The sequence below is a fragment of the Niveibacterium umoris genome, assembly GCF_014197015.1.
In the GTDB taxonomy this organism is placed as follows: Bacteria; Pseudomonadota; Gammaproteobacteria; order Burkholderiales; family Rhodocyclaceae; genus Niveibacterium; species Niveibacterium umoris.
The window spans coordinates 412,469-435,181 of record NZ_JACIET010000002.1; the positions used below are offsets into that span (position 1 = coordinate 412,469).

The window sequence follows — 22,713 nt, forward strand, 5'->3', positions numbered from 1 at the left end:
CATCCACAAGAAGCCCGCTTCCCGGCGGGCTTCTCCGTTTCCGGCAGCCCAACGGCCTTTGGTACGGATCGGCCACTGCGGCTGGCCTACGCGCATAATCTCGATCCCCCGACCGCTCACCAAGACTTCGTGCCCCGACCCCTGCCGCCGACGCTCTGGCCTTCGATCAAGACTGCGCTCCTCGCGCTGTGGCAACGACTGCACCATCCGCGGCGCCGCGACATCCTGATCGCACTGGCAACGCCACCTGCGCTCTTGCTCACGTGGGTGATCGTTCTGATTCCCTTTACGCCAGGGATCTCGGATATCCGCAAGGCGCGCGAGGAAGCGCCGACGCAGGTGCTGACCGCCGACGGCAAGCCGCTTGCCGAGTTCAAGCGCGGCAACCGCGACTGGGTGCCCTTGGATGCGATTTCGCCGCGGGTGATCGATGCCTTGATCGCAACCGAGGACAAGCGTTTCTATGACCACCACGGCATCGACTTTCGCCGCCTGGTCGGGGCGACGCTGGCAACCTTGCAAGGCGACACGCAGGGCGGCTCCACGATCACGCAGCAGTTGGCGCGCAACCTGTTCCCGGAAGAAATCGGCCGCCGCCAGAACATCACCCGCAAGATCAAGGAAGCGATCACCGCGCTGAAGATCGAGGCGCTGTATTCGAAGCAGCAAATCCTCGAGACCTACCTCAACACGGTGCCCTTCCTCTACAACGCCTACGGCATCGACATGGCGGCGCGCACCTACTTCGGCAAGCCGGCGCGCGCGCTGGATATATCCGAGAGCGCGACGCTGATCGGCATGTTGAAGGGCACCAGCTACTACAACCCGGTGCTGAACCCGGACCGTGCGCGCGAGCGGCGCAACGTGGTGCTGGCGCTGATGGCGAAGCAGGACAAGCTCTCCGCCGAGCGTTACGAAGCGCTGGCGAAGCGGCCGCTGAGGCTGGATTTCGAACGCCAGTCGGCTGAACCGGGCGACGCGCCCCACTTCACCGTGCAGTTGAAGCGCTGGCTGATCGACTGGGCCGACCAGCACGACTACAACATCTACACCGATGGGTTGGTGGTGCGCACCACAATTGATTCGCGCCTGCAGGGTTTTGCAGCGCGCGCAGTGGAGCAACGCACGCGCGCCCTGCAGGGTATTGCCAACAGCGCCTGGGGCGGCCAATGGCGTGCCGGCAATCGCACGGTCGAAGCGCTGGTGCGTGACAGCGCTGCGTTCGCAGCGGCCACCGCTGCAGGCGAATCGGCGGACGAGGCCCTCAAGCGGCTGCTGCGCGACACCGACTTCATGCGGCAGCTGCGTGAGGAGAAGACACGTATCGAAGCCGGCTTCCTCGCAATCGATCCACGCAGCGGCGCGATCCTCGCATGGGTTGGCAGTCGCGATTTCTCGGTCGACGCTTTCGATCATGTGCGCCAGGCGCGTCGCCAACCGGGCTCCACCTTCAAGCCCTTCGTCTACGGCGCCGCCTTCGAGCGTGGCGCCAAGCCGGACGACACCTTCGTCGACGCCCCGGTGCAGATACCGCTGCCCGGTGGCGAGGTGTGGGAACCGGACGACGCTGAGCCGCCGAGCGGCGAGCCGATGACGCTCGCCACCGCACTCGCGCTATCGCGCAACCGCATCACCGCACAGGTGATGCAACAGGTAGGCCCAGCGCGCGTCGCCAAGCTCGCGCGCGCGATGGGCGTGCGCGAAAGCAAGCTCGACGAGGTGCCCTCGCTGGCGCTCGGAACCAGCCCGGTGACGCTGTACGAAATGGTCAGCGCTTACGCCACCATCGCGAACGCCGGCCACTACCTCGCACCGGCCATGGTGCTGCGCATCGAGAACCGCAAGGGCGAAGTACTGGAGGAATTCCGCCCGGCGGACCCGGAGCGCGCAATTTCCGCAGAGGCTGAAGACACCCTGCTCGACGCGATGCGGGGTGTCGTGCAGCGCGGCACCGGCAGTGCCATCCGCGGCCGCTTCGGCGTGCGTGGTGACCTTGCCGGCAAAACCGGCACCACGCAGGACAACACCGACGGCTGGTTCATCCTGATGCACCCACAACTCGTGGCGGGCGCGTGGGTCGGCTTCAACGACGCCCGCATCACGCTGCGCAGCAACTACTGGGGCCAGGGCGCGCACAGCGCGCTGCCGATGGTCGGCGACTTCTTCTCACGCGCGCAGAACGCCCGCCTGATCGACAGCAACGCCCGTTTCGTGCGCGCGCAGGACGCCACCCTCAGCGGCCGCCTGCACGCGTGGTACCAATCGCTGTTCGGCGAAGCGCCTACGACGGAGGCCTCGGCGCCCCGCCCACGCGCAACCGAACCCGTCGCCGCACAGAGTGAGCCGCCGGCAACCGAAGCCTCGGCCCCCGCATCAGAATCCGCGGCCGAGCTGCCGGCCCTGCAGGAACCGGACGCCCCCTTGAGCGCACCGACCCCCCCCGCGACATCATCGGCACCGGCACCGGAGAAAAGCGTGCCGCCTGCGACGTCGAGTTCCCCACCGGTCTGACGCCGGAGACGCCGGGAATACGCGGGCGCCGGCAGGAATCCCCCTTGTTGCGCGAATCTGGCCGCTCCGTGCATGCCGTGTGGCCCGATCACATCCGCTGCGGGCCGAACCGCTGGCGCGAAGTCGCCGTGGGCGCTTGCTCGGCGCATGACTAACACCCGCTGTGTCACGCAGGTGACATTCAAGTCCTTGGAATCGGATGTCGTTGATCTACAACGCAGTGCAGGACATCCCTTCGTCAGCGAGGCCGCCAATGCGCAACAACCAGCCCGTCACCCAGACCGAGTACCTGTTGCACGATGGCGCTGCGATCATTTCGCGCACCGATCGCAAGGGGCAGATCACCGCCTGCAATGAAGAGTTTGTCGAGGCCGCCGGCTTTACCCGCGAGGAGCTGATCGGGGCGCCGCACAACCTCGTTCGGCATCCGGACATGCCGATAGAAGCCTTCCGCGATCTGTGGGCCACGCTGAAGAAGGGCCGCCCGTGGTCCGGCATGGTCAAGAACCGACGCAAGAATGGCGACCATTACTGGGTGCGGGCCTCGGTTGCCCCGCTGCCGGACGACAGCGGCTACTCATCGGTACGCACCCGGCCCAGCCGCGAGGAGGTCGCCGCAGCCGAAGCGCTTTACGCCCGCATGCGTGGGGACCCCGGCATCCGCCTCAGCCAGGGTCAGGTGCGAACGCGTCGCAGCCGGCTGCGCCTGCCGGGCATGCGTGTCGCCTCACGACTGTGGCTGATGGTGCTGATTCCGCTGCTCACGATTGCCGTGGTTGCCGGCGACGGCCTGTTCGACCTGCGCCACGCGAACAATGCGCTTGCCACCATCTACGAAGACAGGCTCGTGCCGATCGACCGGCTGGCGGAGATCAACGACCTGAACCAGATGAGCCTGATCGACCTGCTGCTCGCCGAGCAGGAGGCTGCCGACAAGGCTGCGCTTGCAAGGCACCGCGCCGCCATCAACGAGAACAAGGCCGGCATCGCCAAGGCCTGGCAGAGCTACCTCGCGACGGATGTCACACCGGACGAAAAGCCGCTGGCCGATGCCCACCTTACCCAGCGCGACGCGATGTGGGCGCTGATCGAGCAGGGCATGGGCCAGATCGAGGCCGGCAGCATTGACGCCGCGCGCAAGACCATCCACGAGGATCTGCAGGCGCAGCGCATGGTGCAGGAGGACTCGATCGATCGCCTCAAGACCTTCCAGGTCAGCGCATCGACCGAATCATACGAAGCCAGCAAGCGCAGCTTCACCAGCAGCATGGTCCGCGCGATTGCGCTGATCGTACTGGGTGGCGGCCTCACGCTTGCGATCGCGCTCGCCAACCAGCGCCACATCCTGCGCAACCTGCATGCCGCCCGCCACGCCACTCGCGCCATCGCACGCGGCAACCTGACCGCCACGCTACCGCCCGGCAGCAACGACGAGCTGGGCGAAATGATCAGCGACGTGGCGATCATGCGTAATTCGTTGCACGAGCTCATCGCCACGATCCGCCAGAACGCCGAAGCGCTCAACCAGGCTTCATCGGAACTCGCTGCGGCGGCCGGGCGCAGCGCCGAGGTGTCGCAGTCCCAGTCCAGCACCGCTTCGGGCATGGCAGCCGCAGTTGAGGAGCTGTCGGTATCGATCGACATGGTGGAGGATCGCGCCAATCTTGCCTCTGGCGCCACGCAGGAAGCTTCCGAGAGCTCGAGCGAAGGCGGCAGGGTGATCGGCGAGGCCAGCAGCGAAATGCAACGCATCGCTGCCGCCATCAACACCGCCGCGGGCAGCATCGGTGAACTCGAACAGCTCTCGCGCCAGATCTCCGGCATCGTCGGCGTGATCCGCGAGGTGTCGGACCAGACCAACCTGCTCGCGCTCAACGCCGCCATCGAAGCGGCCCGTGCCGGCGAACAGGGCCGCGGTTTCGCCGTGGTGGCCGACGAAGTGCGCAAGCTGGCCGAGCGCACCGGCAAGGCCACCGGTGAAATCGGCGGCATGATCAGCCAGATCCAGCAATGCACCGAGCGCGCCGTGCAGGAGATGAACAGCAGCGTCACCCAGGCCGCCAGCGGCGTGGACCTTGCCCGGCAGGCAGGCCAGTCCATCACCGGCATCCTCGACGGTTCGCAGCGCGTGCTCGCCGCGGTCAACGACATCAGCCACGCCCTGCGGGAACAGGCGGCTGCCGCACGCGAAATCACCAAGCAGGTCGAATTCGTTGCCCGCAATGCCGAGACCGGCAGCACCGCCGCCACGCTGGTGGCCGAGTCGGCCCGCCACCTCGAGCAACTCGCGGCCCAAACCCACGCGCTGACCGAGCAGTTCCGCATCGCCTGAACCGCGTGGCGTCAGGTCACGGCGCACGCCGTACTGCTGCGGCGCAACTTCGATTGGACGGTCGACAAGCAGGGGCGACCAGGCAAGGAAGGTGAAAAGGCCGCAGCGGATTCGGTGCATCTCGATTGACGGGACGGCACGAACCCGCGCGCGCTGGCGCCATCCGTTTGCCCGACGATTGACCGTCGCAGGGCGAGGCGTGATAGTGATGGCGGCCTTGAACGCGCGGGCATCGCGCCGTTCGCTGTCCGTTCTACCGTGAGGCGCCATGGTGGCCGTCTGGACGCCGAGCTGGGGTTTTAGCGTATGGCAATCGTTTCTGCGCAACGACGATTCACGCGCACGCGCATGGCGCTGTGTGCCCTGTTGCTGGCTTCGGTCGCAGGCATGGCGGATGCGGCGATCTGCGAGAAGAGCGTTCGCTGGAAGGACGACGCGCCCTACACTTTTCGTAGCAAGGACGGATCGATCCGGGGCATCTACGCCGACCTCGTTCAGGAAGCGCTTGAGCGGCTTGAGTGCAAGACGCAGTTTGTCGAAATGCCCTGGGCGCGGGCGCTGGTGGAGCTGGAGGCCGGGCGGCTCGACATCCTGCCCGGCGCACTGAAAACGGCCGAACGGGAGCGCTTCGCCTACTTTTCGCGAGCGGTGAACCGCTCGCCCAATGTGCTGTTCATCGGCACCGCTGCGAGCAAGCGTTTCCAGATCGCGGCGCTGAAAGACCTGCTGTCGACCGACTTCCGGCTCGGCGCGCAAATCAAGGTGTCGTATGGGCCCGACTACGACACGCTGATGGCCAACGAGGCCTTTGCACGGAAGGTCACCTTCATTTCAGACCGGCGCGGCGCGTGGCGCATGATCGCCGCAGATCGCATCGATGGCCTGATCGCAGACGAGACTACCGGGCGCATCGAGATTCACGAACTGGGCCTGGACCAGGCGATCGCGAAAAGTTCGGTGGTCGTCTCCAACGAGGCGTCGATGGTGGCCCTGAGCAAAGCGACGATCGATCCGGACTTCGTGACCCGCTTCAATCGGGCGATAGAGACGATGCTCGAAGACGGCAGCTACGTTCGCATCATCGAGCGCTACATCCCTTGCCGTGCGTCGAAGGAAACGCTGGGCTGCAAGTGACGCACAGCCGCCGATAGCCAGTCACCGCGGCGGGTGCGTGGGCCATTACCCGCGCCGTGTTTGACCGAACGGCTTACGCCGGATGGGGCGCCGGGGCGCCCCGGCTGCGCGGTTTATGCGGCGACGCGCCCCCGCAGCCGGGTGCTGCGAAACCTACTGCGCAAGTGCCGCATCCCCTGTCGCCGCCAGCAGCGGCGCGAAGCGCTCGAGCAGGAAGTCGACGAAGGCTTGCGTGCGGGCCGGGAGGTGGCTGCGATCCGGGTAGACGACGTACACCGGCACACCTTGTGTTGGCGGGTAGTCGGGGAGCAGCGGGCGCAGCAGGCCGGCTTCTATCGGTTGCTGCACCAGTGCGCGGTCTATCAGCAGTACGCCCATGCCGCGGATCGCGGCGTCGACCAGCGCGCTGGCGTCGTTGATGACGAGTGCGCCGCGCACCGGAAAGCGGCGCGGTTCACCGTCTGCCACGAAGCCCCAGGTGTCCTGGCGGAATTTCGCGTTGCCGTAGCACAGGCAGTCATGTGCGGCGAGATCTTCGGGGCGCGCCGGCGTGCCGCGACGGGCGAGGTAGTCGGGGCTGGCCACCAGTGCCCAGGTCAGCTCGCCGAGGCGGCGCGCCACCAGTGATGAATCCGGCAGGTGGCCGATGCGGATCGCGACATCCACCCGCTCGGCCACCAGATCGACGAAGCGATCCTCCAGACCCAGCTCCAGTTCCAGCGCCGGGTAGCGGCGGTGAAACTCCGGCAGCAGGGGCACCAGCAGTTCGCGCCCGGCTGCGGTGGAACTGCTCACGCGCAGCTTGCCGCGCACTTCCTGCGCGTGGGCAGCGCCAAGGTCGTCGATCGCTTCCAGTGCGGCTTCGATGCGCTCGGCCTCGGCCAGCACCGCTTCGCCGAGTTCGGTCAGTTCCAGTGAGCGGGTGGTCCGCTGGATCAGCCGGCCGCCGATCTGTGCCTCGACAGCGGCCACTTGCTTGCTGACCGCCGAACGGCTGAGCCCAAGCGCGGTTGCCGCACTGGAAAAGCTGCCGCTGCGGGCGACACGGGCGAACAGCAAGAGGCCTGGAATGCGTTCAAAGGGGATGGACATGGGTTGCTTCGGCGCGTTTTCAAGCAGGCAATTGGTTCCGTACAGGAAACAATCTAGTGCTTCGGCGGTGGCTAATCAAGCGCGGGCAAGCCGGCTAATCTGAGCCCCTGTCGAATTCAACCGAATCTGGAGTCCGCCATGAACACAAGCCATCTCGCCGCCGTCATCCACAACTATGGCGGCCCGGAAGTGCTTTCCGTAGAACAAGTCCCGATGCCGCAGCCGGGGCCGGACGATGTGCTCGTCCGCATTCATGCCGCCAGCGTGAACCCGGTGGACTGGAAGATCCGCGAGGGCTACCTGAAGGCGGTGTTGCCGCATGCCATGCCGCTGACGCTCGGCTGGGACTTCGCTGGCGAAATTGTTGCCCTTGGCGCACAAGTGACCGGCTGGCAGGTGGGTGACGCGGTGTATGCGCGACCGGATATCGCGCGCAACGGCAGCTACGCCGAATACATTGCCGTGCGCGCGTCGGAAATCGCCCGCAAGCCCGCTTCTCTCACCTGGCAGCAAGCCGCTGCAGTGCCGCTGACCGCGCTGACGGCCTGGCAATCGCTGTTCGACCACGCGCAGTTGCAAGCCGGCGAGCGCGTGCTGATCCATGCCGGTGCGGGCGGTGTCGGCAACTTCGCGATCCAGTTCGCAAAGCAGCGCGGCGCCCATGTGATCACCACCACGTCAACGGCCAATATCGAACTGGTGAAGTCGCTCGGGGCCGACGAAGTCATCGACTATACCCAGCAGGATTTCGCCAGCCTGCGCGATCTCGACGTGGTGTTTGACACCCTTGGCGGCGAGATCCAGACCGGGTCGCTCGCCACGTTGCGCAAGGGTGGCCGCATCGTGACCATCGTTGGCGCCGTCGAGGCCAGCCTCGCCGCGCAACACGGTGTCACCCCGCTGTTCTGCTTCGTGCAACCGAGCAGCACGCAGCTCGAGCAGATCGCACAACTGGCCGACAACGGCAAGCTGCGCGTGGTGATCGACAGCGTGTTCGCGTTGAAGGACGTGGCGGCGGCACACGCCCGCAGCGAAAGCGGGCGGGCACGCGGCAAGATCGTGATCCAGGTGAGCTGATCCTGCCCCGCTGGCAGACGCAGAACGAACGCGGTCGCTACGCCAGCGCCCCCACGGGGGCTGCGTCGCGGATACGCCGCAGATTGCGAGTGATGGTCCGATGAAGGGCGCGCCACGGCGCGACAAAGCATGAGCCCGCCAGTTGGCGGGCTCATGCCCTCACGGCCGACACCCGCCGGTTAGCGGTAGCAGTCGACGGCGAACAGTTCCGTGTCGTCCGGCAGCGCGGCGAGCATCTCGCTCGCGATCCGCACCCAGTCGGCCGGGTTCATGCGCGCGCGGTTGGCATCGCGGCGCCACGGGTCGGCCTCGGCGAACCACTGGCCGTCGAGCAGCAGTGCGAACGGCATGGCAGTGTTCTGCCGCACATAGGCGACGAGCCCCTCTTCGTCGCCGGCGAAACGCGCCAGCGTCTGTCGGGTCACGGCAGGGTAGGCATGGGCTTCACCGGTCTCCGGCAAGGTGCAGGCTGCCGCGCACGGTGCGAGCGGCTCGCCCGCTACGCGCTCGATCGCAATCACGCCGCCAGAGCGCACCCGCTCTGCCGAGGCATTGCCTGCGCCCGGTGCGCACCGCTGCGCATGCGTGAATGCAGCGTAGCGTTGCCGGGCGGCCTGCGCGTTCTGATCGCGCTGCGCGTCGAGATCCCAATGCTTCTTCAGCAACACGTCCGCATAGCCGACCGGCGGCGGGTCGTCGTAGCGCAGCGGCGCACCGAGCCGGGTCGCATGCTCGAATCCGGCCTTGACCTTGAAGAAACCACACCAACGGCCACCGATCTGCCACTCGCTCCACCTGGCATTCGGGTTGTGCCAGTAGCCAATGCGGCCCGCCTTCAGCGCGTCCGGGCTGTAGCCCTGTTCGAGCACGAAGTCCTCGAAGCTCAGGTACAGCTCCTTCAGCGGGGTCAGGCGTGTCGGCGCTGCGCCCCCGTCGCGGGGTCGATCGCACGGCTCGGTTTCAGTGCTGATCAAGGCGGCGTGCGGCTCGATCACCTCGCGCGTGAACCACAGGATCGGGTCCACGGAGCCATGCTCGTACTCGAAGCGCAGCAGTTCGGACTTGTCCTGGAACGTGCGGTAGCGCGCCGACTTCGGGTGCAACGCGAAGGGCGCGAGGGCATCGTCCAGCGAGAAGCCGGCTTCGCCCGGCTGCCTCGCGACGATCAGCGCGAAGTGCATCGGCATGTGGGTACGCGTATCGCCAGACGCAGCGTCACCCTTGCGATGCACCGGGGCACGAGGACTTGCGCGGCAGTGCCGCAATGCGGGATGGGAGGCATGCGGCGCATTGTGCCGACCATCCACCTGGCATTCAATGACGGCCAGCAAAAAAAGCCCGCCGAAGCGGGCTTTTTCTATGGAACGCGGGCGGATCAGTAATCCATGTCGGCGTGCGCGGGGGTGGCCGGTTTGGCTTCCTGCGGCGCTTCGGCGACCGTGGCGTCGGTGGTGAGGATCAGGCTGGCGACCGAGGCGGCGTTCTGCAGCGCTGAGCGGGTGACCTTGGTCGGGTCGATGACGCCGAGCGCGACCAGATCGCCGTAGCTGCCGTCGGCCGCGTTGTAGCCGAAGTTACCGCTGCCTTCGAGCACCTTGTTCACCACCACCGAGGGTTCGTCGCCGGCGTTCGCGGCAATCGCGCGCAGGGGCTCTTCGAGCGCGCGAAGCACGATGCGGATGCCGGCGTCCTGGTCGGCGTTGTCGCCCTTGAGGTTCTGGATGCGGGAGCGGGCGCGCAACAGTGCGACACCACCGCCCGCGACGATGCCCTCTTCCACCGCCGCACGAGTGGCGTGCAATGCGTCGTCGACGCGATCCTTCTTCTCCTTCATCTCGACTTCGGTCGCGGCACCGACGCGGATCACCGCCACGCCGCCGGCGAGCTTGGCGACCCGTTCCTGCAGCTTCTCGCGATCGTAGTCGCTGGTGGCACTTTCGATCTGGGCGCGGATCGTCTTCACGCGCGCTTCGATCGTGGCCTTGGCGCCGGCACCGTCGATGATCGTGGTGTTTTCCTTCTCGATCTCGACCCGCTTGGCGCGGCCCAGATCCTGCAGGGTCGCCTTTTCAAGCTGCCGGCCGGTCTCTTCCGAGATGACGGTGCCGCCGGTGAGGATTGCGATGTCTTCGAGCATGGCCTTGCGGCGGTCGCCGAAGCCGGGCGCCTTCACTGCCGCCACCTTCAGCACGCCACGCATGCTGTTGACCACCAGCGTCGCCAGCGCCTCGCCTTCGATATCCTCGGCGATGATCAGCAACGGCTTGCCGGCCTTGGCCACGGTTTCGAGCACCGGCAGCAGGTCGCGGATGTTGCTGATCTTCTTGTCGTGGATGAGGATCAGCGGGTCATCCAGAACGGCGGTCTGTTTCTCGGGGTTGTTGATGAAGTAGGGGCTCAGGTAGCCGCGGTCGAACTGCATGCCTTCGACGACTTCGAGTTCGTTCTCAAGGCTCTTGCCGTCCTCGACGGTGATCACGCCTTCCTTGCCGACCTTGTCCATCGCGTCGGCGATGATCTGGCCGATCGAAGCGTCGGCGTTGGCCGACAGCGCCGCCACCTGCGCCGTCTCCTTGCTGTTGGTGACCGGGCGCGAGAGCGTTTGCAGCTCTTTGACCACCGCGCTCACGGCCTTGTCGATGCCGCGCTTGAGATCCATCGGGTTCATGCCCGAGGCGACGTACTTCATGCCTTCCTGCACGATCGACTGGGCCAGCACCGTTGCGGTGGTGGTGCCGTCGCCGGCCACGTCGGCCGTTTTCGAGGCGACTTCTTTGAGCATCTGCGCGCCCATATTTTCGAACTTGTCCTTGAGTTCGATTTCCTTGGCGACCGAGACACCGTCCTTGGTGATGTGCGGCGCGCCGAAACTGCGCGCCAGCAAGACGTTGCGGCCCTTCGGGCCGAGGGTGACTTTGACCGCGTTGGCGAGAATGTTCACGCCGGTGACAATACGTTCCCGGGCGTTGTCGTGGAAGCGGACTTCTTTCGCTGCCATGGCTTGGCTCCTGTAAAAATGGAATGGGATACGGTACGGACGCTCGCGCCTTACGCGACCTTGAGCTTCGCTTCGCCGGCGCCTTCGATCACGCCGAGCACGTCTTCCTCGCGCAGCACCAGGTATTCCTGATCGTCGAGCTTGACGGTCTGGCCGCTGTACTTGCCGAACAGAACGAGGTCGCCGACCTTGACCTGCAGCGCCAGCAGGCTGCCGTCGGTGTGCCGCTTGCCCGGCCCGACGGCGAGGACTTCACCTTGTTCGGGCTTTTCAGAGGCCGTATCGGGGATGACGATGCCGGATGCGGTCTGGCGTGCCTTGTCGACCCGCTTGACGATGATCCGGTCGTGCAGAGGACGGATATGCATATCGATCTCCTGTGCGATTCAGATAACGGAAACGGATGAGCGCGGTGCCCCCGTGCGCACACAGCTGCACCGGCTCGTCGGCCCTGTCGGGGGCCAACGGGGCCGAAATAGGGGCGTCCCCCGGCGGTTTCAAGAGGGCATTTTCAGTCGATCAAATGATGCACCGCACCCAGGCGGTACACCGTGCGACGGCTGCGTCGCGCACCTCCGGCGAGGCTCTCGCACACCACCGGGCAAGGCGGCGCGCGGTGGCCGCTGGCGTCCAGCGTGTCGTCGCCCTCGTGCGCATCCCATACGCCGCCAGCGACTGGCCGAAACTGCCAGAGCACGTAGCCGACGTCGGCCGCCAGCTGCATCAGCGATTCGCGTTCCGGCGCTTCGGCCAGTAGCGTTTCACGGTCGTCAAAAGTCGGGTAATCCCCGAAGGCTTGCCGGCACGCCTGCGCTTCGCTGAGTGGCGCCCCGATCGTGTTGCAGGCGCGCTTCTCGTCGCGTTCCAGATTCCACGCGCCGAGCCGCCAGGCCGCATCGAGGACGTCCGATTCGATGTGGGAGATGGCGCCCCAGCGGCGGTTGATCTGCAGCGCCGAACTGGCCACCGGACGCGGCTCGCGCGAGGCGTCCGCCGCGAGACGCGGGCCTTCGCGCCTGAAACCGTGCCAGTGCATGAACATCAGCAGCGGGGTATCGGCGCGGGCAACCGCCGCGACGCTGACCGCAAAGAGTGGCAGGCCCATGCTGTCGATCTGGGCCGAGAGGGTGTCGAAAATGCGCATGCGAACCTCCTCATGAGCAAGAACAACGCAGGGCGAAAAATTACGAGAAGGAAAGCCGCAGGGCAAGCCCTTCAAGCCGTCGCGGCGAGCTGCGGGCCGGCCCGCGTCACAGCCGCCGGGACGCGGAGTTCCGGTCCGGCGTCCGGAAAATTGTCCTGAATCAAGGTTTCAGACGCTCTGCGCGGGGTATTTACGCAGGCATTGCGGCGCCCCGTATCGATGCCGCCGCATCCATCCCGCACATACAGCTCTCAGGAAGGCTTGAACATGAACCCTCGTCGGATCGCCCTCGCAGGCGTGATCCTCGGCCTCTGTTCCCTGCTCTCGTTCGGCGCGCTTGCCGCCGACGCGAAAGTGAAGAAATCGGCCACGGACATCGCCATCGGCAAGGAATGCGTGGCCTGCCACATGGATGACAACCCCGGCCTTGTCGGGGAATGGAAGAAGAGCAGCCACGCCAAGCAAAACGTCGACTGCTACGACTGCCATAAGGCTACCGAAGGCACCCCAGGCGCGTACAAGCACCGCGAGTACAAGGGCAAGCCGAACTTCATCACCACCGTCGTGAGCCCGAAAGTCTGCGCGACCTGCCATGCGAAGGAAGTGGATCAGCAGCAACCTTCGCACCATGCGCTGGGCGGCCAGATCCTGGCCTCGCTCGACAACATCATGGGTGAAGTGATCGGCGGCCCCGCCGCGGTTACCGCCGGCTGCCTGCAGTGTCACGGCAGCAAGGTGGCGCTCGACGCGAACAACCGCCCGACGCCGCAGACCTGGCCGAATACCGGCATTGGCCGCATCAACCCGGATGGCTCGCTCGGCTCCTGCTCGGCCTGCCACAGCCGCCACCGCTTCTCGGCCGCGCAGGCGCGCGAGCCGGATACCTGCGGCAAGTGCCACCTCGGCCCGGATCATCCGCAGAAGGAAATCTACGAGGAATCCAAGCACGGCATCGCCTTTGCCGCGCACAAGGAGGAGATGAACCTCAAGTCGAAGAAGTGGGTGGTCGGCAAGGACTACACCGCCGCACCGACCTGCGCGACCTGCCACATGAGCGCGACCGAGCGCCAGGAGGTCACGCACGATGTGGGCGAGCGCATCTCCTGGACGCTGCGCCCGGCCGTGTCGGTCAAGCTCAACATGGTCCGCACCGACGACAAGAAGGCCTACGACCTGCCGGCGAGCATCGCGCTGCCGCAGGTGGGCGACACCTACAAGGGTGCCAAGGTCGTCGAGGTCGTGACCTGGGAGAAGCGCCGCAAGGCCATGCAGGACGTCTGTACCGCCTGCCATACGAAGCGCCAGATCGAGGGCCACTACAAGCAGTTCGACGACGTGGTGGAGCTCTACAACGACAAGTTCGCCAAGCCGATCGCGGCGATGATGGGCGAACTGACCGCCAAGGGCTACCTGACTTCCGCGCCGTTCGACGAGAAGATCGAGTGGACCTGGTGGGAGATCTGGCACCACGAAGGTCGTCGTGCCCGCCATGGCGCCGCAATGATGGGCCCGGACTACACCTGGTGGAACGGCATCTACCAGGTTGCCCAGCGCACCTACTTCGAGTGGATTCCGCAGATGCGTGAAGCAGTCCGCAAGAAGGACGGCAACGAAGCCTTCGCCGATGCGCTGCTGCAGAAGTACTTCAAGCCGATCGAGGGGCACGACTGGTACTTCAACGGCATCAGCAAGGACGCCATCGAGAAGGTGCGTCAGGGCTATGAAGACCGCTACGGCAAGGGGGCACTGAAGTGAGGCTGCGCAGCGTCCTCGCGGCGCTGCTCGTCGCCACCGCCAGCGTCACGGCGGTGGCGGCCGAGCCCGCCGCCAATTCGGCCGCAACGCTGATCGCGCGCGCCGACAAGTACTGGACGGAAGGCAAGCTCGACAAGGCGGGTGAGAGCTTCGCCGCCGCCGTCGCGGCCGAGCCGAAATCCGGCACCGCGCTGCTGCGACTCGCCGGCTTCCAGCTCTCGCAGCTGGAGATCAGCAAGAGCGTGGCGACCTACAGGCAGGCAATCACGCTCGAGCCCGCAAACAGCAGGGCCTGGATTGGAATGGGTCTGGCCTACCTGCACAGCGGCGACACGGAACTTGCCCGCGCCGCCTTCGACGAAGCGATCCGCGTTGACCCGGCGCGCAAGGAGAGTCTGCAACCGCTCCTGGCCAAGCTCGACGCGCGCAGCCACTAAACCGATGCGCCCAAGAACGCCCCCCGATTCGGGTCATTGCCTGGATCCGGGGTTGTTCGTTTTCGGCGCAGCCCGACGCCGCGCCGTGATGGTTCTGACGGCGAGGTCAAACGCTCCCGGTTGGCGCGTATCGCACTGCCTATACTGGGATGGATTGGCCGTGGCCGACCCACCCGACGCGGCACCCCGCCGTGGTATTCGAGCGCTGGCCGCACGCCCGGAAGAGAGGACATCATGCAAGGCAGCACCGCACTCCGCTGGGTCACCCATATCGTCGCCGCGCTGGCTTGCACGCTCGCGCTTGCGGCGCCGAAGAATCAAGTGCCTTACACCTATTCCGCGGTCGGCAATACCGCGGCAAGCGTCAGTGTGCCGGCACCGAGCCAGCCCTCGTATGTGTTGATGGGCGGAGGGCCCGATGTCGACGAAGCCTACCGCTGGATGATCCAGCGCGCCGGGATCACCCCGGGCAGCGGCGGCCGCGTGGTGGTGATCCGCGCCACCGGTACCGACGCCTACAACCCGTACATCTTCTACAGTGATGCGGCGCTCAGCACCTCGGCCACGATCGCCGATGGCTGGGTCGGCGGTGCCTCGCTCGGCGTCAGTTCGGTCGAGACGCTCGTGATACCCAGCGTTGCGGCGGCCAATGACGCTTTCGTGAATCAGGTCGTCAGCCGCGCCCAGGTGCTCTGGATCGCGGGTGGCGACCAGTCCGACTACCTCAAGTACTGGAAAGGCACGGCGCTAGAGACCACGCTGCAGACCCTGATGGCCAAGAACATACCGATCGGCGGCACCAGCGCCGGCCTGATGGTGATGGGTTGGGCAGACTTCGCCGCACTTGCCGGTGCCGTCACCAGCAAGCAGGCGCTCGACAACCCGTACAACAAGTACATGAGCTTCGACCCGAACCCGCTCGGCGGCGCGGGATTCATCTCGCCGGACACATTGCGCAACACCATCCTCGACGCCCACCTCGACGCACGCGACCGCCTTGGCCGCCTGCTGAGCTTCGTCGCACGCCTGATCAAGCCGAATACGGCAGGCGGCGGTTGCGCCGGCGGCGTACTCGCGTCTGGCACCGGCAGCGGCGGTGCGCGCGGCATCGGCGTTGATGTGGAAACCGCGCTGCTGGTGCAACGCAACGCCACTGCGCCGGTAATCAGCGCAAGGCGTGTGACGAATGTTTCCACCACCACCGAAAGCGCCGTGTATTTCGTGCGTCCGCGTGCCGACCCGTCTGTGTGCGCCGCGCGCGTGCCGCTGAGCATGCCCAACATCGAGATCCAGAAACTCGGCGACTCCAGCACCGTGTTCGACCTCTCCGCGTGGTTCTCGACCGACTGGTCGCAACTCACGCCGCACTATGTCGACGTCACGAACGGCAGCCTGCCCGCGCTGCCTTGGGCCTACCCGCTCTGACGATGCAGCACCCGCGTCGCCGCGCCCTCACCTCGTCCGCACGACAGGCCTGAAGCCCCGGCTCGACCCACTCGGCGCGCACAGCCGCTGAGCCTGCCGGCTCAGCGGCTCGCCGGCATCCGGCCCCTGCCCGTTCCGCGGGTTCTCTTTGCGGGCGCCCTTCACACGCCAAGGCCACGTACGGCGGATTGCAGCGCACCACCCGCACGACGCAAGCGAGCGCAACGGCGCCGCATGCGCAAAAACCGCAAGCCGGACCAATGGCATCGCAAGCTTCGACAGGGGCCGCGCGAACACCCGCCGATAGAGTCCACCGCATCCACATAACGATACGGAGACACCCGATGCGCCTTACCCCGTTTGCTCCCCTGGCCCTGCTACTCGCCGCCTGTGGCGGCATGCCCACCGCAGCCCCCAACGCCACACCGGCCCAGAAGGCCCCGACGATCGCGGCGCCGGGCCACAGCGAAGCCGGTGCAACGGCTGACTGCGCCGCCTGGGCCAGCGCCATCGTCGGCCCCTACAAGTACGAGAACAACGTCTGGGGCATCGACAAGGCCCGCGGCTTCACGCCGGAGCAATGCCTGCTGCGCCGCACGAAGGACGGCCAGAACGAAATCGGCTGGACCTGGAGCTGGCCGGGGCAGGACCCCACCGTGTTCGCCTACCCGCAGATCATGTTCGGCTGGAAGCCCTGGTCCGGCGGCAAGCCCTCCGACCCGCGCTTCCCGCTCAAGATCTCGGCGATGAAGCGCCTGAGCATGGATTACGAGGTCGAAACGCAGGCTACCGGCAGCTACAACCTCGCGCCCGAAATCTGGCTCACCAGCAGCGGCAGCTGGAGCGAGCAGCCCAATCCGAAGCTGATCACCACAGAGATCATGTTCTGGATGGACTACCAGCAAAGCGCCGTGCCGGCCGGCCAGATCGTCGACCAGCCGATGCTCGGCGGCGTGCGCTACGACCTGTTCCGCGCCGACAACATCGGCAACCGTGGCGACGGTCGGGGCTGGACGCTGTACTCCTTCCGCAGCCCGACCCGCCAGCTCAAGGGCCAGATTCCGATCGACGAGCTGTTGCGCTACATGGTCGGCAAGGGCCTGGTGAGCACGGACGACTACGTGGCCAGCGTGGAATTTGGCAATGAGGTCGTCGGCGGGTCAGGAACGACTTGGGTGCGGAAGTTCGCGGTGAATGTGGCGCCGTAATCTGCTGCGCTGGGTGGCCGCACCGTCCGGGCGGGTTGAGCTTTGGCTTGACGCGCCTTTTGCAGGTTCATCGCTTGCCGCAAGTGATGCGTACGATGGCCCTGTTCCCCCGGTGGACGTTTCACTTTCTGGCGCCAGAACGAGAAAGCAAGCAAAGCGTGCCGCCCAGTGTTGGCGGTCTGGCGGCGCAGTGCGCCTGACTTGCGTGCGTTGCTCGCACCAACGGGGGGACACGCACGGCGTTGTACCGAAGTCGTTTCGGCGCGAATCGCCGTCGCTCCAGTACGCCGGCGGCAAAGGCTGACTACAGCGCGCCGCTCACACTCCGGGAAGGTAGTGCTTGTCCCACATGTCGCCGGGGTTGAAACTGCGGATGCCGCTGAAAAAGCCTTCACGCACCGCAGGCAGGTGCGCAGCGTCGATCGAGAGATCGAGCACGCGCGGCGCATAGAGTGCGAAGCCTTCCGGCTTCTTGGCGCTGCGGTACGGGATGACGATGTGCGCGGTGAACGGCAGGGGCTGATAGGCCTGAAGCTCTAGCACCAGCGCATCCGTGCGATGGCTTGGCAGGTTGATGAAGCCGTCGTAGGTGAGCGCGGAAACCTGCGCGTTTTCGGCGTTGCTTTTCAGTACTTTCTTGCTGTTCTCGATGGCTTCGTTCCAGCTGAGGAACATCATGTTCTGGGTCAGCACTTTGCCCGACGCAAACCGATGCGTCAGCGAGGGCGGGTGATCGCTGCCTTCCATCACATTCCATATTGCGAACGCTGTTGCGCTGCCCGCAAACTCGAGGGCTTCGGCCACGGCCTCGTAAATGATCGGGTTCTGCGGAACCGGCGCGGGTTCGCCGGTGGTGCGTGGCGTCAGAACCGGTTTGTCGAGCACCCGTCGCAACACACGTTGCGCGCTACTCGCGACGGTGAAGTCCGGGTCATCGAAGAACAGTTGCTGCAGCACCGGCGACAGTGGCACGTAGAAACCGTCACGTTCAAAGACGCAGGTGATCGAGGTGTTGAATCCGTAGGGGTAGTCGGCCAGCAACTCGGGCGGCGCAATCTCCCGGAGTTCTTCGTACTTGAACCAGTCGCAGCGCTGGCCAGTGAAGCGCGAGATCGTTTCGCCAATGTAGAAAGCCAGCAGATAGCTCAGGTTCTGATTGGCGCTGTCATTGATGAACGCGTTCGGCTCGGGCTTGAGGCGTTCGCGCATCTGGCGCAGAAGCAAATCGATACGCTCCAGACTCTGCGCGCTGTAGTCGAGCCGCAACTGCGCCAGCGCCTTCCGGTGCGGTAGTCCGCCGGGGATTTCGAGGCCTTGTTCGAAGTGGTCGAGGTAGCGGCGGGCGAGATCGTTAATCGGCATTGGAGTGACGGTCGGTGGTTGGGGGCGGAGCGATTCTCGCAAATCGCACAGAGAGGATATTGAGCCATTCGGGGCTCGCGACGCGCGGCTCAGTGAAACTTATTCGTCGGGTTACTGCTCCGCGCCGGGGCAGCTTACGCAGCGCGCTACATCAGCGGCCACGGCTTGAATGTGGACGGTGGCTATAGCGTCCCGTGATGAGGCGGGTTGGCGTTCGGGCAGGCGCGCCAGTTTGGCCCCGGCGTGAAACGCAACACGCCGGGGCCGGATCTGTCGCGCGGCTGCGCTGCGGCTGAATGACAATTGCATCCACCGCGACGCGCGGCCCAGTCGGCTTCGCGGATGCAACGTCGTCCCAAACCGGTCGAGTCTTCCCCATGCGCAATTCGCCATTCATTTCGCTGATCATCGCGGCGCTGTGCCACGCCGGTGCCGCCGAGGCTGTTTGTGATGTGCCGCCGCCAGATCAAACCCTTGCCCTAAACCCGACCACTCTTGAACCCGGCACAACCTGGCTGTACGCGGGTGACGACTCACCACGACGTACGACCGTACGTTTGATCGAAGCCGACGCCACCCGACGGGTGCTGGAGGTAAACGAGCGCATCCGCATGGTCGAGCCGGTGCAAACCTACGCCGACGAGAGCCGGACACGCAAAGGTACAAAGGCGGTGATCCGCTTTCCGGTGAAGGTTGGTGATACCTGGCGCGACGAATTCACCGAGGAGGGCGAATTCCGCCTTGAAATTGGTGGCTATCGCTACGACTACGAAGAGGTGGCGGACAGCAAAGCTGCTGGCTGGGAAGAGATCAGCATCGGCGCAGGGACGTTCACCGCGTTGCGGATTGATCGCATCGCCATCTGGCGTAAGTCGAACCCGCGTCTTCTCGACAAGAAGTCGGCACTGGCTGAGCACATGGAACCACCCAAACCATCGCGTGAGCTCAAGGGCGCCACCGTGAGTCAGTACTGGTATGTGCCGGCGATTGGCAGGGTGGTACTGCAGGCGCAAGCGCAGACCAAGTGGCCGCAGTTTGTTGAAGGCAGCAGTTTGCTCAAGAACCCAAGCGCAAATGTGATTGAGCTCACCGGCTATCGCGACAGCAAGATAGATTGCACGGGCGAGAAACCCGCCTTCGCGCAACGCAGTGACGCACCGCCGTTGGGTTTTGCCGTCATGCCGAACAACACCTGGACTTGGGCGTTTCAGATGCGCGCGCACTATCCGCGCCAAACTGACTGAGCGCTGTTGCGGCGAGCACGCACAAGCCGCTGCCGCCATTCGCGGTTCGCGACATGCCCAACCGAGGTAGCAGCCCCCGTCAGGGGGCTTTGTTCATTGCGCCTGGGCGACCAGTTCGCGCAGGCGATTGAGCGTGATGGTTTCGCCGCGCACGCGGAAGTGCGCACCGTCTTCGTCGGCGCGTTCTTCCAGCACCTGGCAGTTCTCGTAGATGTCCTTGCGCAGTTGCTGCGCGGACCAGGGCAGGAAGAGTTCGGCTTCGACCAGATCCTGCTGGAAGAAGGCGACGATGGTCTGGTGCATGCGCGCGACGTGGTCCGGGTTGCGGGCGCTCATCACCACGCAATCGGGGTACTGTGCGCGCAGCGCGGCTTCGCATTCGGCCTGTGCGGCAGCGTCGCCAACGAAGTCGATCTTGTTGAAGACGCGGATGCGCGGCAGATCGTCGGCGCCGATTTCCTTCAGCACTTCATCGGTCACCATCAGCTGGCGCTCGAAGCCGGGGTCGCTGGCGTCGATCACATGCAAAAGCAACGCGGCGTCGAGCGCTTCGTCGAGCGTGGACTTGAACGACGCAACGAGACCATGCGGCAGGTTCTTGATGAAGCCCACCGTGTCGCTGACGAGGATGCGCGGCACGCTTTCCGGATACAGCGCACGCACCGTGGTATCCAGGGTGGCAAACAGCTTGTTGGCGACGAGGACTTCGCTGCCGGTCAGCGCACGCATCAGGGTGGATTTGCCGGCGTTGGTGTAGCCGACGAGCGCGACGCTGGGCAGACTCTGGCGACCCTGGCGGCGGGCGCGCTGGGTCTCGCGCGCGGCGTTCATGGCGACGATTTCGAGCTGCAGTTCGGCGATGCGGTCGCGAATCTTGCGCCGGTCAAGTTCGGTGTGCGATTCACCGGCGCCACGGCCGCCCACGCCGCTGCGCTGGCGCCCCTGCGGGCCGGCGAGCTTGGCCGCTTCGCGCAAGCGCGGCGCCATGTAGCCCAGCCGCGCGATCTCGACCTGCGCCTTGGCCGCCGGCGAACGCGCGTTGCGGTGGAAGATCTCGAGGATGACCATGGTGCGGTCCATCACCTCGCAGCCCACCGCCAGCTCCAAGTTGCGCGCCTGCGAGGGCGAGATCTCGTGGTCGACCAGCACGACTTCGATATCGCCGCCTTCGGGGTCCACCGACAGCGGGGTGCCGTCCATTTCGTCGAAACCCGCCTCGCCGGTCACGTAGGCGTGAATCTCCTGCCGCTTGCCGATGCCCAGGTAGCCGGTCTGGTCGAAGCCGGCCCGCTTCTGCGTGAAGGTACGCACGACGGTGAGCCCGAGCGTCTTCGCGAGTTCGCGCAGCTCGGTCAGTGAGGCTTCGAACTCGACGTCGCTGACGTTGGGCAGTTGTACCGCTGCGACCACGGCGCGCACGGGCATCTTCGGGACTTCGGTTTGCATTCGGGGCGGGCTGCTCAGGGTGGGGCAAAGACAGATAGTACCTGCCACGGCGTGCCTTGCCCCGGGGAAGGGCAAGCGCACCCGGGCGATGCGCCGCCGTGGGTGTACCGCCGCAGCGGTTTTAAGCGCGGCGCGCCCCGGCCTGCAGGCGGCCGGATGTTCAGACTTGCGCGCGATCGAGCCGCGCAGCGAATACCCGTGCGATGAAATCGCTCTTGAGTGCGAGCGCGGTCTTGCCGTCGTCGGCAAGCACGAAGACCCCGCGGCCGTTTGAATACACGATGCGCCCGCCGGGACCAAGGTCGTAGGACGCGACATTGGTGGCGAGCACACGGTCGACACCTTCTGGTGTACGGCTGACCAGTTCCCAACTGCGCGGCACCAGCGATGGCACGCCATGGATCGGGCGCTCGTTGCGCAGCGACTTTTCGGCGTCGATGCGCTTGCCCTGCAGCATGATGTTCTTGATGTCGGCCTGCATCGCGGGGCCGGACGCGCTGGTGAGCGGCTTGCGCGAATACATCAGCGAGAAGAAGTTGAGAAAGTGGAAGAGCGCGCGCAACAGCCGGAAGGGGAACAGCAGCGTGTCGAGCACGAAGTTGTCGGCACCGTAGCGCGGCACTTCGTAGGGGCGGCGGATGAAGAGCAGGTTGCCGTCCGGACTGACGCGCGGTTGCACGAAGTCGTATCGTGGATCTTCGAGCACAGGCGAAACGGTGCCCGATTCCATGTTGAGCATCTGGATCGTGGCGTTGCCCTGCGCGACCACATAACCGCGCTCATCGCGCGCCAGACCGGCGGACTGGAACAGCAGGCGCTGCGCGACGCCCGGTATCCATCCCGGTGAAGAATCGTAGGTATCGCCGGCAGTGACTTCGCGCAGCGCACTGCCGTCGCGGTTGAGCAGCGCGATGTTCGCGGTGCCATCGCCCTGGACTGACGTCGCGGCGAGCAGTTGGGCGTCCGGTGACAGGTTGAGGTCTTCAAGGTGCAGGCCTTGCTTGAGCAGCAGGCGCTGTTCGGATTTGGCGCCCGGCGGGCAGGCGAACAGGCCACCGACCGTTTCGTCCTTGAGGAAGTACAGCAAGGCGCCGACACCCGCGTCGTAAGTGGCCGAGGTGAAGGCTGTCGGTGCGTCGGCAGACTCGAAGCTACGCATGCCGCCATTGGCCGACACACCGAAGCTGGTGTTCTGCTTCCAGCCGTGGCGCTGCTTGCTGCGTTCGCGGCGATCCTGCGCCTCGATCACATGGGCACTCTCAAGCTGACGCACGGTGTCACCCGGTGCGCGATAGAAGAGTTTGCCGTTGGAGACGAAGGCGATATCGAGACGGGCCGCTTCTTCGGCGAGTTCGGGGTTCGCGGCGGCCACCGCAGCAAACGGCGCCTGCGGCGACTGTCGCGCGCGAAAGATCAGGTAAGCCACCACGCCGACGACCAGCAATCCCAACAGTATGTGCACCGCGCAATCTCCCGCCTGTCCGTTTGTCGTGGCCTCGTCGGCCGGGTGGACATGCTATGCGCTTGCGTCGCTCTTGGGTTGGCAGA

At 65.6% G+C, this 22,713-nt stretch carries 17 protein-coding genes; 9 read left to right on the forward strand and 8 right to left on the reverse strand.

Annotated features, from left to right (window positions below; all coding sequences use genetic code 11):
• Positions 1-129 precede the first annotated feature (129 nt).
• The 3 genes from GGR36_RS13885 to GGR36_RS13895 all read left to right on the forward strand — a co-directional run bounded on the left by GGR36_RS13885 (position 130) and on the right by GGR36_RS13895 (position 5,977).
• On the forward strand, positions 130-2,511 hold the full coding sequence (locus tag GGR36_RS13885; protein ID WP_338086698.1) for a penicillin-binding protein 1A: 2,382 nt from the start codon (positions 130-132) through the stop codon (positions 2,509-2,511).
• 253 nt (positions 2,512-2,764) lie between these two features.
• The gene (locus GGR36_RS13890) at positions 2,765-4,843 is read left to right on the forward strand and encodes a methyl-accepting chemotaxis protein (protein ID WP_183635318.1); all 2,079 of its coding nucleotides are present in this window, start codon (positions 2,765-2,767) and stop codon (positions 4,841-4,843) included.
• A 306-nt stretch (positions 4,844-5,149) separates the two neighbouring features.
• A complete protein-coding gene (locus GGR36_RS13895; protein WP_183635319.1) occupies positions 5,150-5,977 on the forward strand; it encodes a substrate-binding periplasmic protein in 828 nt (275 codons plus the stop codon).
• Between the two features lie 153 nt (positions 5,978-6,130).
• Here GGR36_RS13895 and GGR36_RS13900 read toward each other — a convergent pair whose 3' ends face one another.
• Positions 6,131-7,069, reverse strand: a complete 939-nt coding sequence (locus GGR36_RS13900; RefSeq protein WP_183635320.1) for a LysR family transcriptional regulator — start codon at positions 7,067-7,069, stop codon at positions 6,131-6,133.
• Between the two features lie 138 nt (positions 7,070-7,207).
• On the opposite strand from GGR36_RS13900, the gene GGR36_RS13905 reads away from it, so the two are divergent.
• Positions 7,208-8,146, forward strand: coding sequence for an NADP-dependent oxidoreductase (locus GGR36_RS13905; protein WP_183635321.1), 939 nt, complete (start codon positions 7,208-7,210; stop codon positions 8,144-8,146).
• A gap of 179 nt (positions 8,147-8,325) precedes the next feature.
• On the opposite strand, the gene GGR36_RS13910 is transcribed toward GGR36_RS13905, so the two are convergent.
• From GGR36_RS13910 to GGR36_RS13925, 4 genes are all read right to left on the reverse strand, one after another.
• A complete protein-coding gene (locus tag GGR36_RS13910) occupies positions 8,326-9,378 on the reverse strand; it encodes a hypothetical protein (RefSeq protein WP_183635322.1) in 1,053 nt (350 codons plus the stop codon).
• A 143-nt stretch (positions 9,379-9,521) separates the two neighbouring features.
• The gene (gene groL / locus GGR36_RS13915) at positions 9,522-11,144 is read right to left on the reverse strand and encodes a chaperonin GroEL (RefSeq protein ID WP_183635323.1); all 1,623 of its coding nucleotides are present in this window, start codon (positions 11,142-11,144) and stop codon (positions 9,522-9,524) included.
• A 50-nt stretch (positions 11,145-11,194) separates the two neighbouring features.
• Entirely contained in the window at positions 11,195-11,512 is a 318-nt protein-coding gene (locus GGR36_RS13920) for a co-chaperone GroES (RefSeq protein ID WP_183635324.1), read from the reverse strand.
• Between the two features lie 143 nt (positions 11,513-11,655).
• Positions 11,656-12,288 carry a diguanylate cyclase gene (locus tag GGR36_RS13925; protein ID WP_183635325.1) on the reverse strand — a complete coding sequence of 211 codons (633 nt, stop codon included), beginning with the start codon at positions 12,286-12,288 and terminating at the stop codon, positions 11,656-11,658.
• Positions 12,289-12,555: 267 nt separating this feature from the next.
• Here GGR36_RS13925 and GGR36_RS13930 point away from each other — a divergent pair, with 267 nt between their 5' ends.
• The 4 genes from GGR36_RS13930 (at position 12,556) to GGR36_RS13945 (ending at position 17,113) form a co-directional block, all read left to right on the forward strand.
• Complete coding sequence (locus GGR36_RS13930) at positions 12,556-14,043, forward strand: multiheme c-type cytochrome (protein ID WP_183635326.1); 1,488 nt, start codon at positions 12,556-12,558, stop codon at positions 14,041-14,043.
• Positions 14,040-14,480: a tetratricopeptide repeat protein gene (locus GGR36_RS13935; protein WP_183635327.1), complete on the forward strand. Its 441-nt coding sequence runs from the start codon at positions 14,040-14,042 to the stop codon at positions 14,478-14,480. Before GGR36_RS13930 ends, GGR36_RS13935 begins: the two co-directional genes overlap by 4 nt.
• A 234-nt stretch (positions 14,481-14,714) precedes the next feature.
• Positions 14,715-15,905 carry a cyanophycinase gene (locus GGR36_RS13940; protein WP_183635328.1) on the forward strand — a complete coding sequence of 397 codons (1,191 nt, stop codon included), beginning with the start codon at positions 14,715-14,717 and terminating at the stop codon, positions 15,903-15,905.
• 344 nt (positions 15,906-16,249) lie between these two features.
• Positions 16,250-17,113 carry a GH12 family glycosyl hydrolase domain-containing protein gene (locus GGR36_RS13945; RefSeq protein ID WP_183635329.1) on the forward strand — a complete coding sequence of 288 codons (864 nt, stop codon included), beginning with the start codon at positions 16,250-16,252 and terminating at the stop codon, positions 17,111-17,113.
• 318 nt (positions 17,114-17,431) lie between these two features.
• Here GGR36_RS13945 and GGR36_RS13950 read toward each other — a convergent pair whose 3' ends face one another.
• Positions 17,432-18,475: a hypothetical protein gene (locus GGR36_RS13950; protein WP_183635330.1), complete on the reverse strand. Its 1,044-nt coding sequence runs from the start codon at positions 18,473-18,475 to the stop codon at positions 17,432-17,434.
• A 296-nt stretch (positions 18,476-18,771) separates the two neighbouring features.
• Here GGR36_RS13950 and GGR36_RS13955 point away from each other — a divergent pair, with 296 nt between their 5' ends.
• On the forward strand, positions 18,772-19,719 hold the full coding sequence (locus tag GGR36_RS13955) for a hypothetical protein (RefSeq protein WP_221229590.1): 948 nt from the start codon (positions 18,772-18,774) through the stop codon (positions 19,717-19,719).
• Between the two features lie 93 nt (positions 19,720-19,812).
• Here the strand turns inward: GGR36_RS13955 and hflX are convergent, their stop codons facing one another.
• Positions 19,813-21,165 carry a GTPase HflX gene (hflX, locus tag GGR36_RS13960; RefSeq protein ID WP_183635332.1) on the reverse strand — a complete coding sequence of 451 codons (1,353 nt, stop codon included), beginning with the start codon at positions 21,163-21,165 and terminating at the stop codon, positions 19,813-19,815.
• Between the two features lie 160 nt (positions 21,166-21,325).
• On the reverse strand, positions 21,326-22,627 hold the full coding sequence (locus GGR36_RS13965; protein WP_183635333.1) for a TolB family protein: 1,302 nt from the start codon (positions 22,625-22,627) through the stop codon (positions 21,326-21,328).
• Between the last annotated feature and the right edge of the window lie 86 nt (positions 22,628-22,713).

Bases quoted from the DNA above. Each gene is read 5' to 3' on its own strand.
- GGR36_RS13890 (WP_183635318.1), top strand. From the start codon at position 2,765: ATGCGCAACAACCAGCCCGTCACCCAGACCGAGTACCTGTTGCACGAT.
- GGR36_RS13895 (WP_183635319.1), top strand. From the start codon at position 5,150: ATGGCAATCGTTTCTGCGCAACGACGATTCACGCGCACGCGCATGGCG.
- GGR36_RS13900 (WP_183635320.1), bottom strand. From the start codon at position 7,069: ATGTCCATCCCCTTTGAACGCATTCCAGGCCTCTTGCTGTTCGCCCGT.
- GGR36_RS13905 (WP_183635321.1), top strand. From the start codon at position 7,208: ATGAACACAAGCCATCTCGCCGCCGTCATCCACAACTATGGCGGCCCG.
- groL (WP_183635323.1), bottom strand. From the start codon at position 11,144: ATGGCAGCGAAAGAAGTCCGCTTCCACGACAACGCCCGGGAACGTATT.
- GGR36_RS13920 (WP_183635324.1), bottom strand. From the start codon at position 11,512: ATGCATATCCGTCCTCTGCACGACCGGATCATCGTCAAGCGGGTCGAC.
- GGR36_RS13925 (WP_183635325.1), bottom strand. From the start codon at position 12,288: ATGCGCATTTTCGACACCCTCTCGGCCCAGATCGACAGCATGGGCCTG.
- GGR36_RS13930 (WP_183635326.1), top strand. From the start codon at position 12,556: ATGAACCCTCGTCGGATCGCCCTCGCAGGCGTGATCCTCGGCCTCTGT.
- GGR36_RS13940 (WP_183635328.1), top strand. From the start codon at position 14,715: ATGCAAGGCAGCACCGCACTCCGCTGGGTCACCCATATCGTCGCCGCG.
- GGR36_RS13945 (WP_183635329.1), top strand. From the start codon at position 16,250: ATGCGCCTTACCCCGTTTGCTCCCCTGGCCCTGCTACTCGCCGCCTGT.
- GGR36_RS13950 (WP_183635330.1), bottom strand. From the start codon at position 18,475: ATGCCGATTAACGATCTCGCCCGCCGCTACCTCGACCACTTCGAACAA.
- GGR36_RS13955 (WP_221229590.1), top strand. From the start codon at position 18,772: ATGACAATTGCATCCACCGCGACGCGCGGCCCAGTCGGCTTCGCGGAT.
- hflX (WP_183635332.1), bottom strand. From the start codon at position 21,165: ATGCAAACCGAAGTCCCGAAGATGCCCGTGCGCGCCGTGGTCGCAGCG.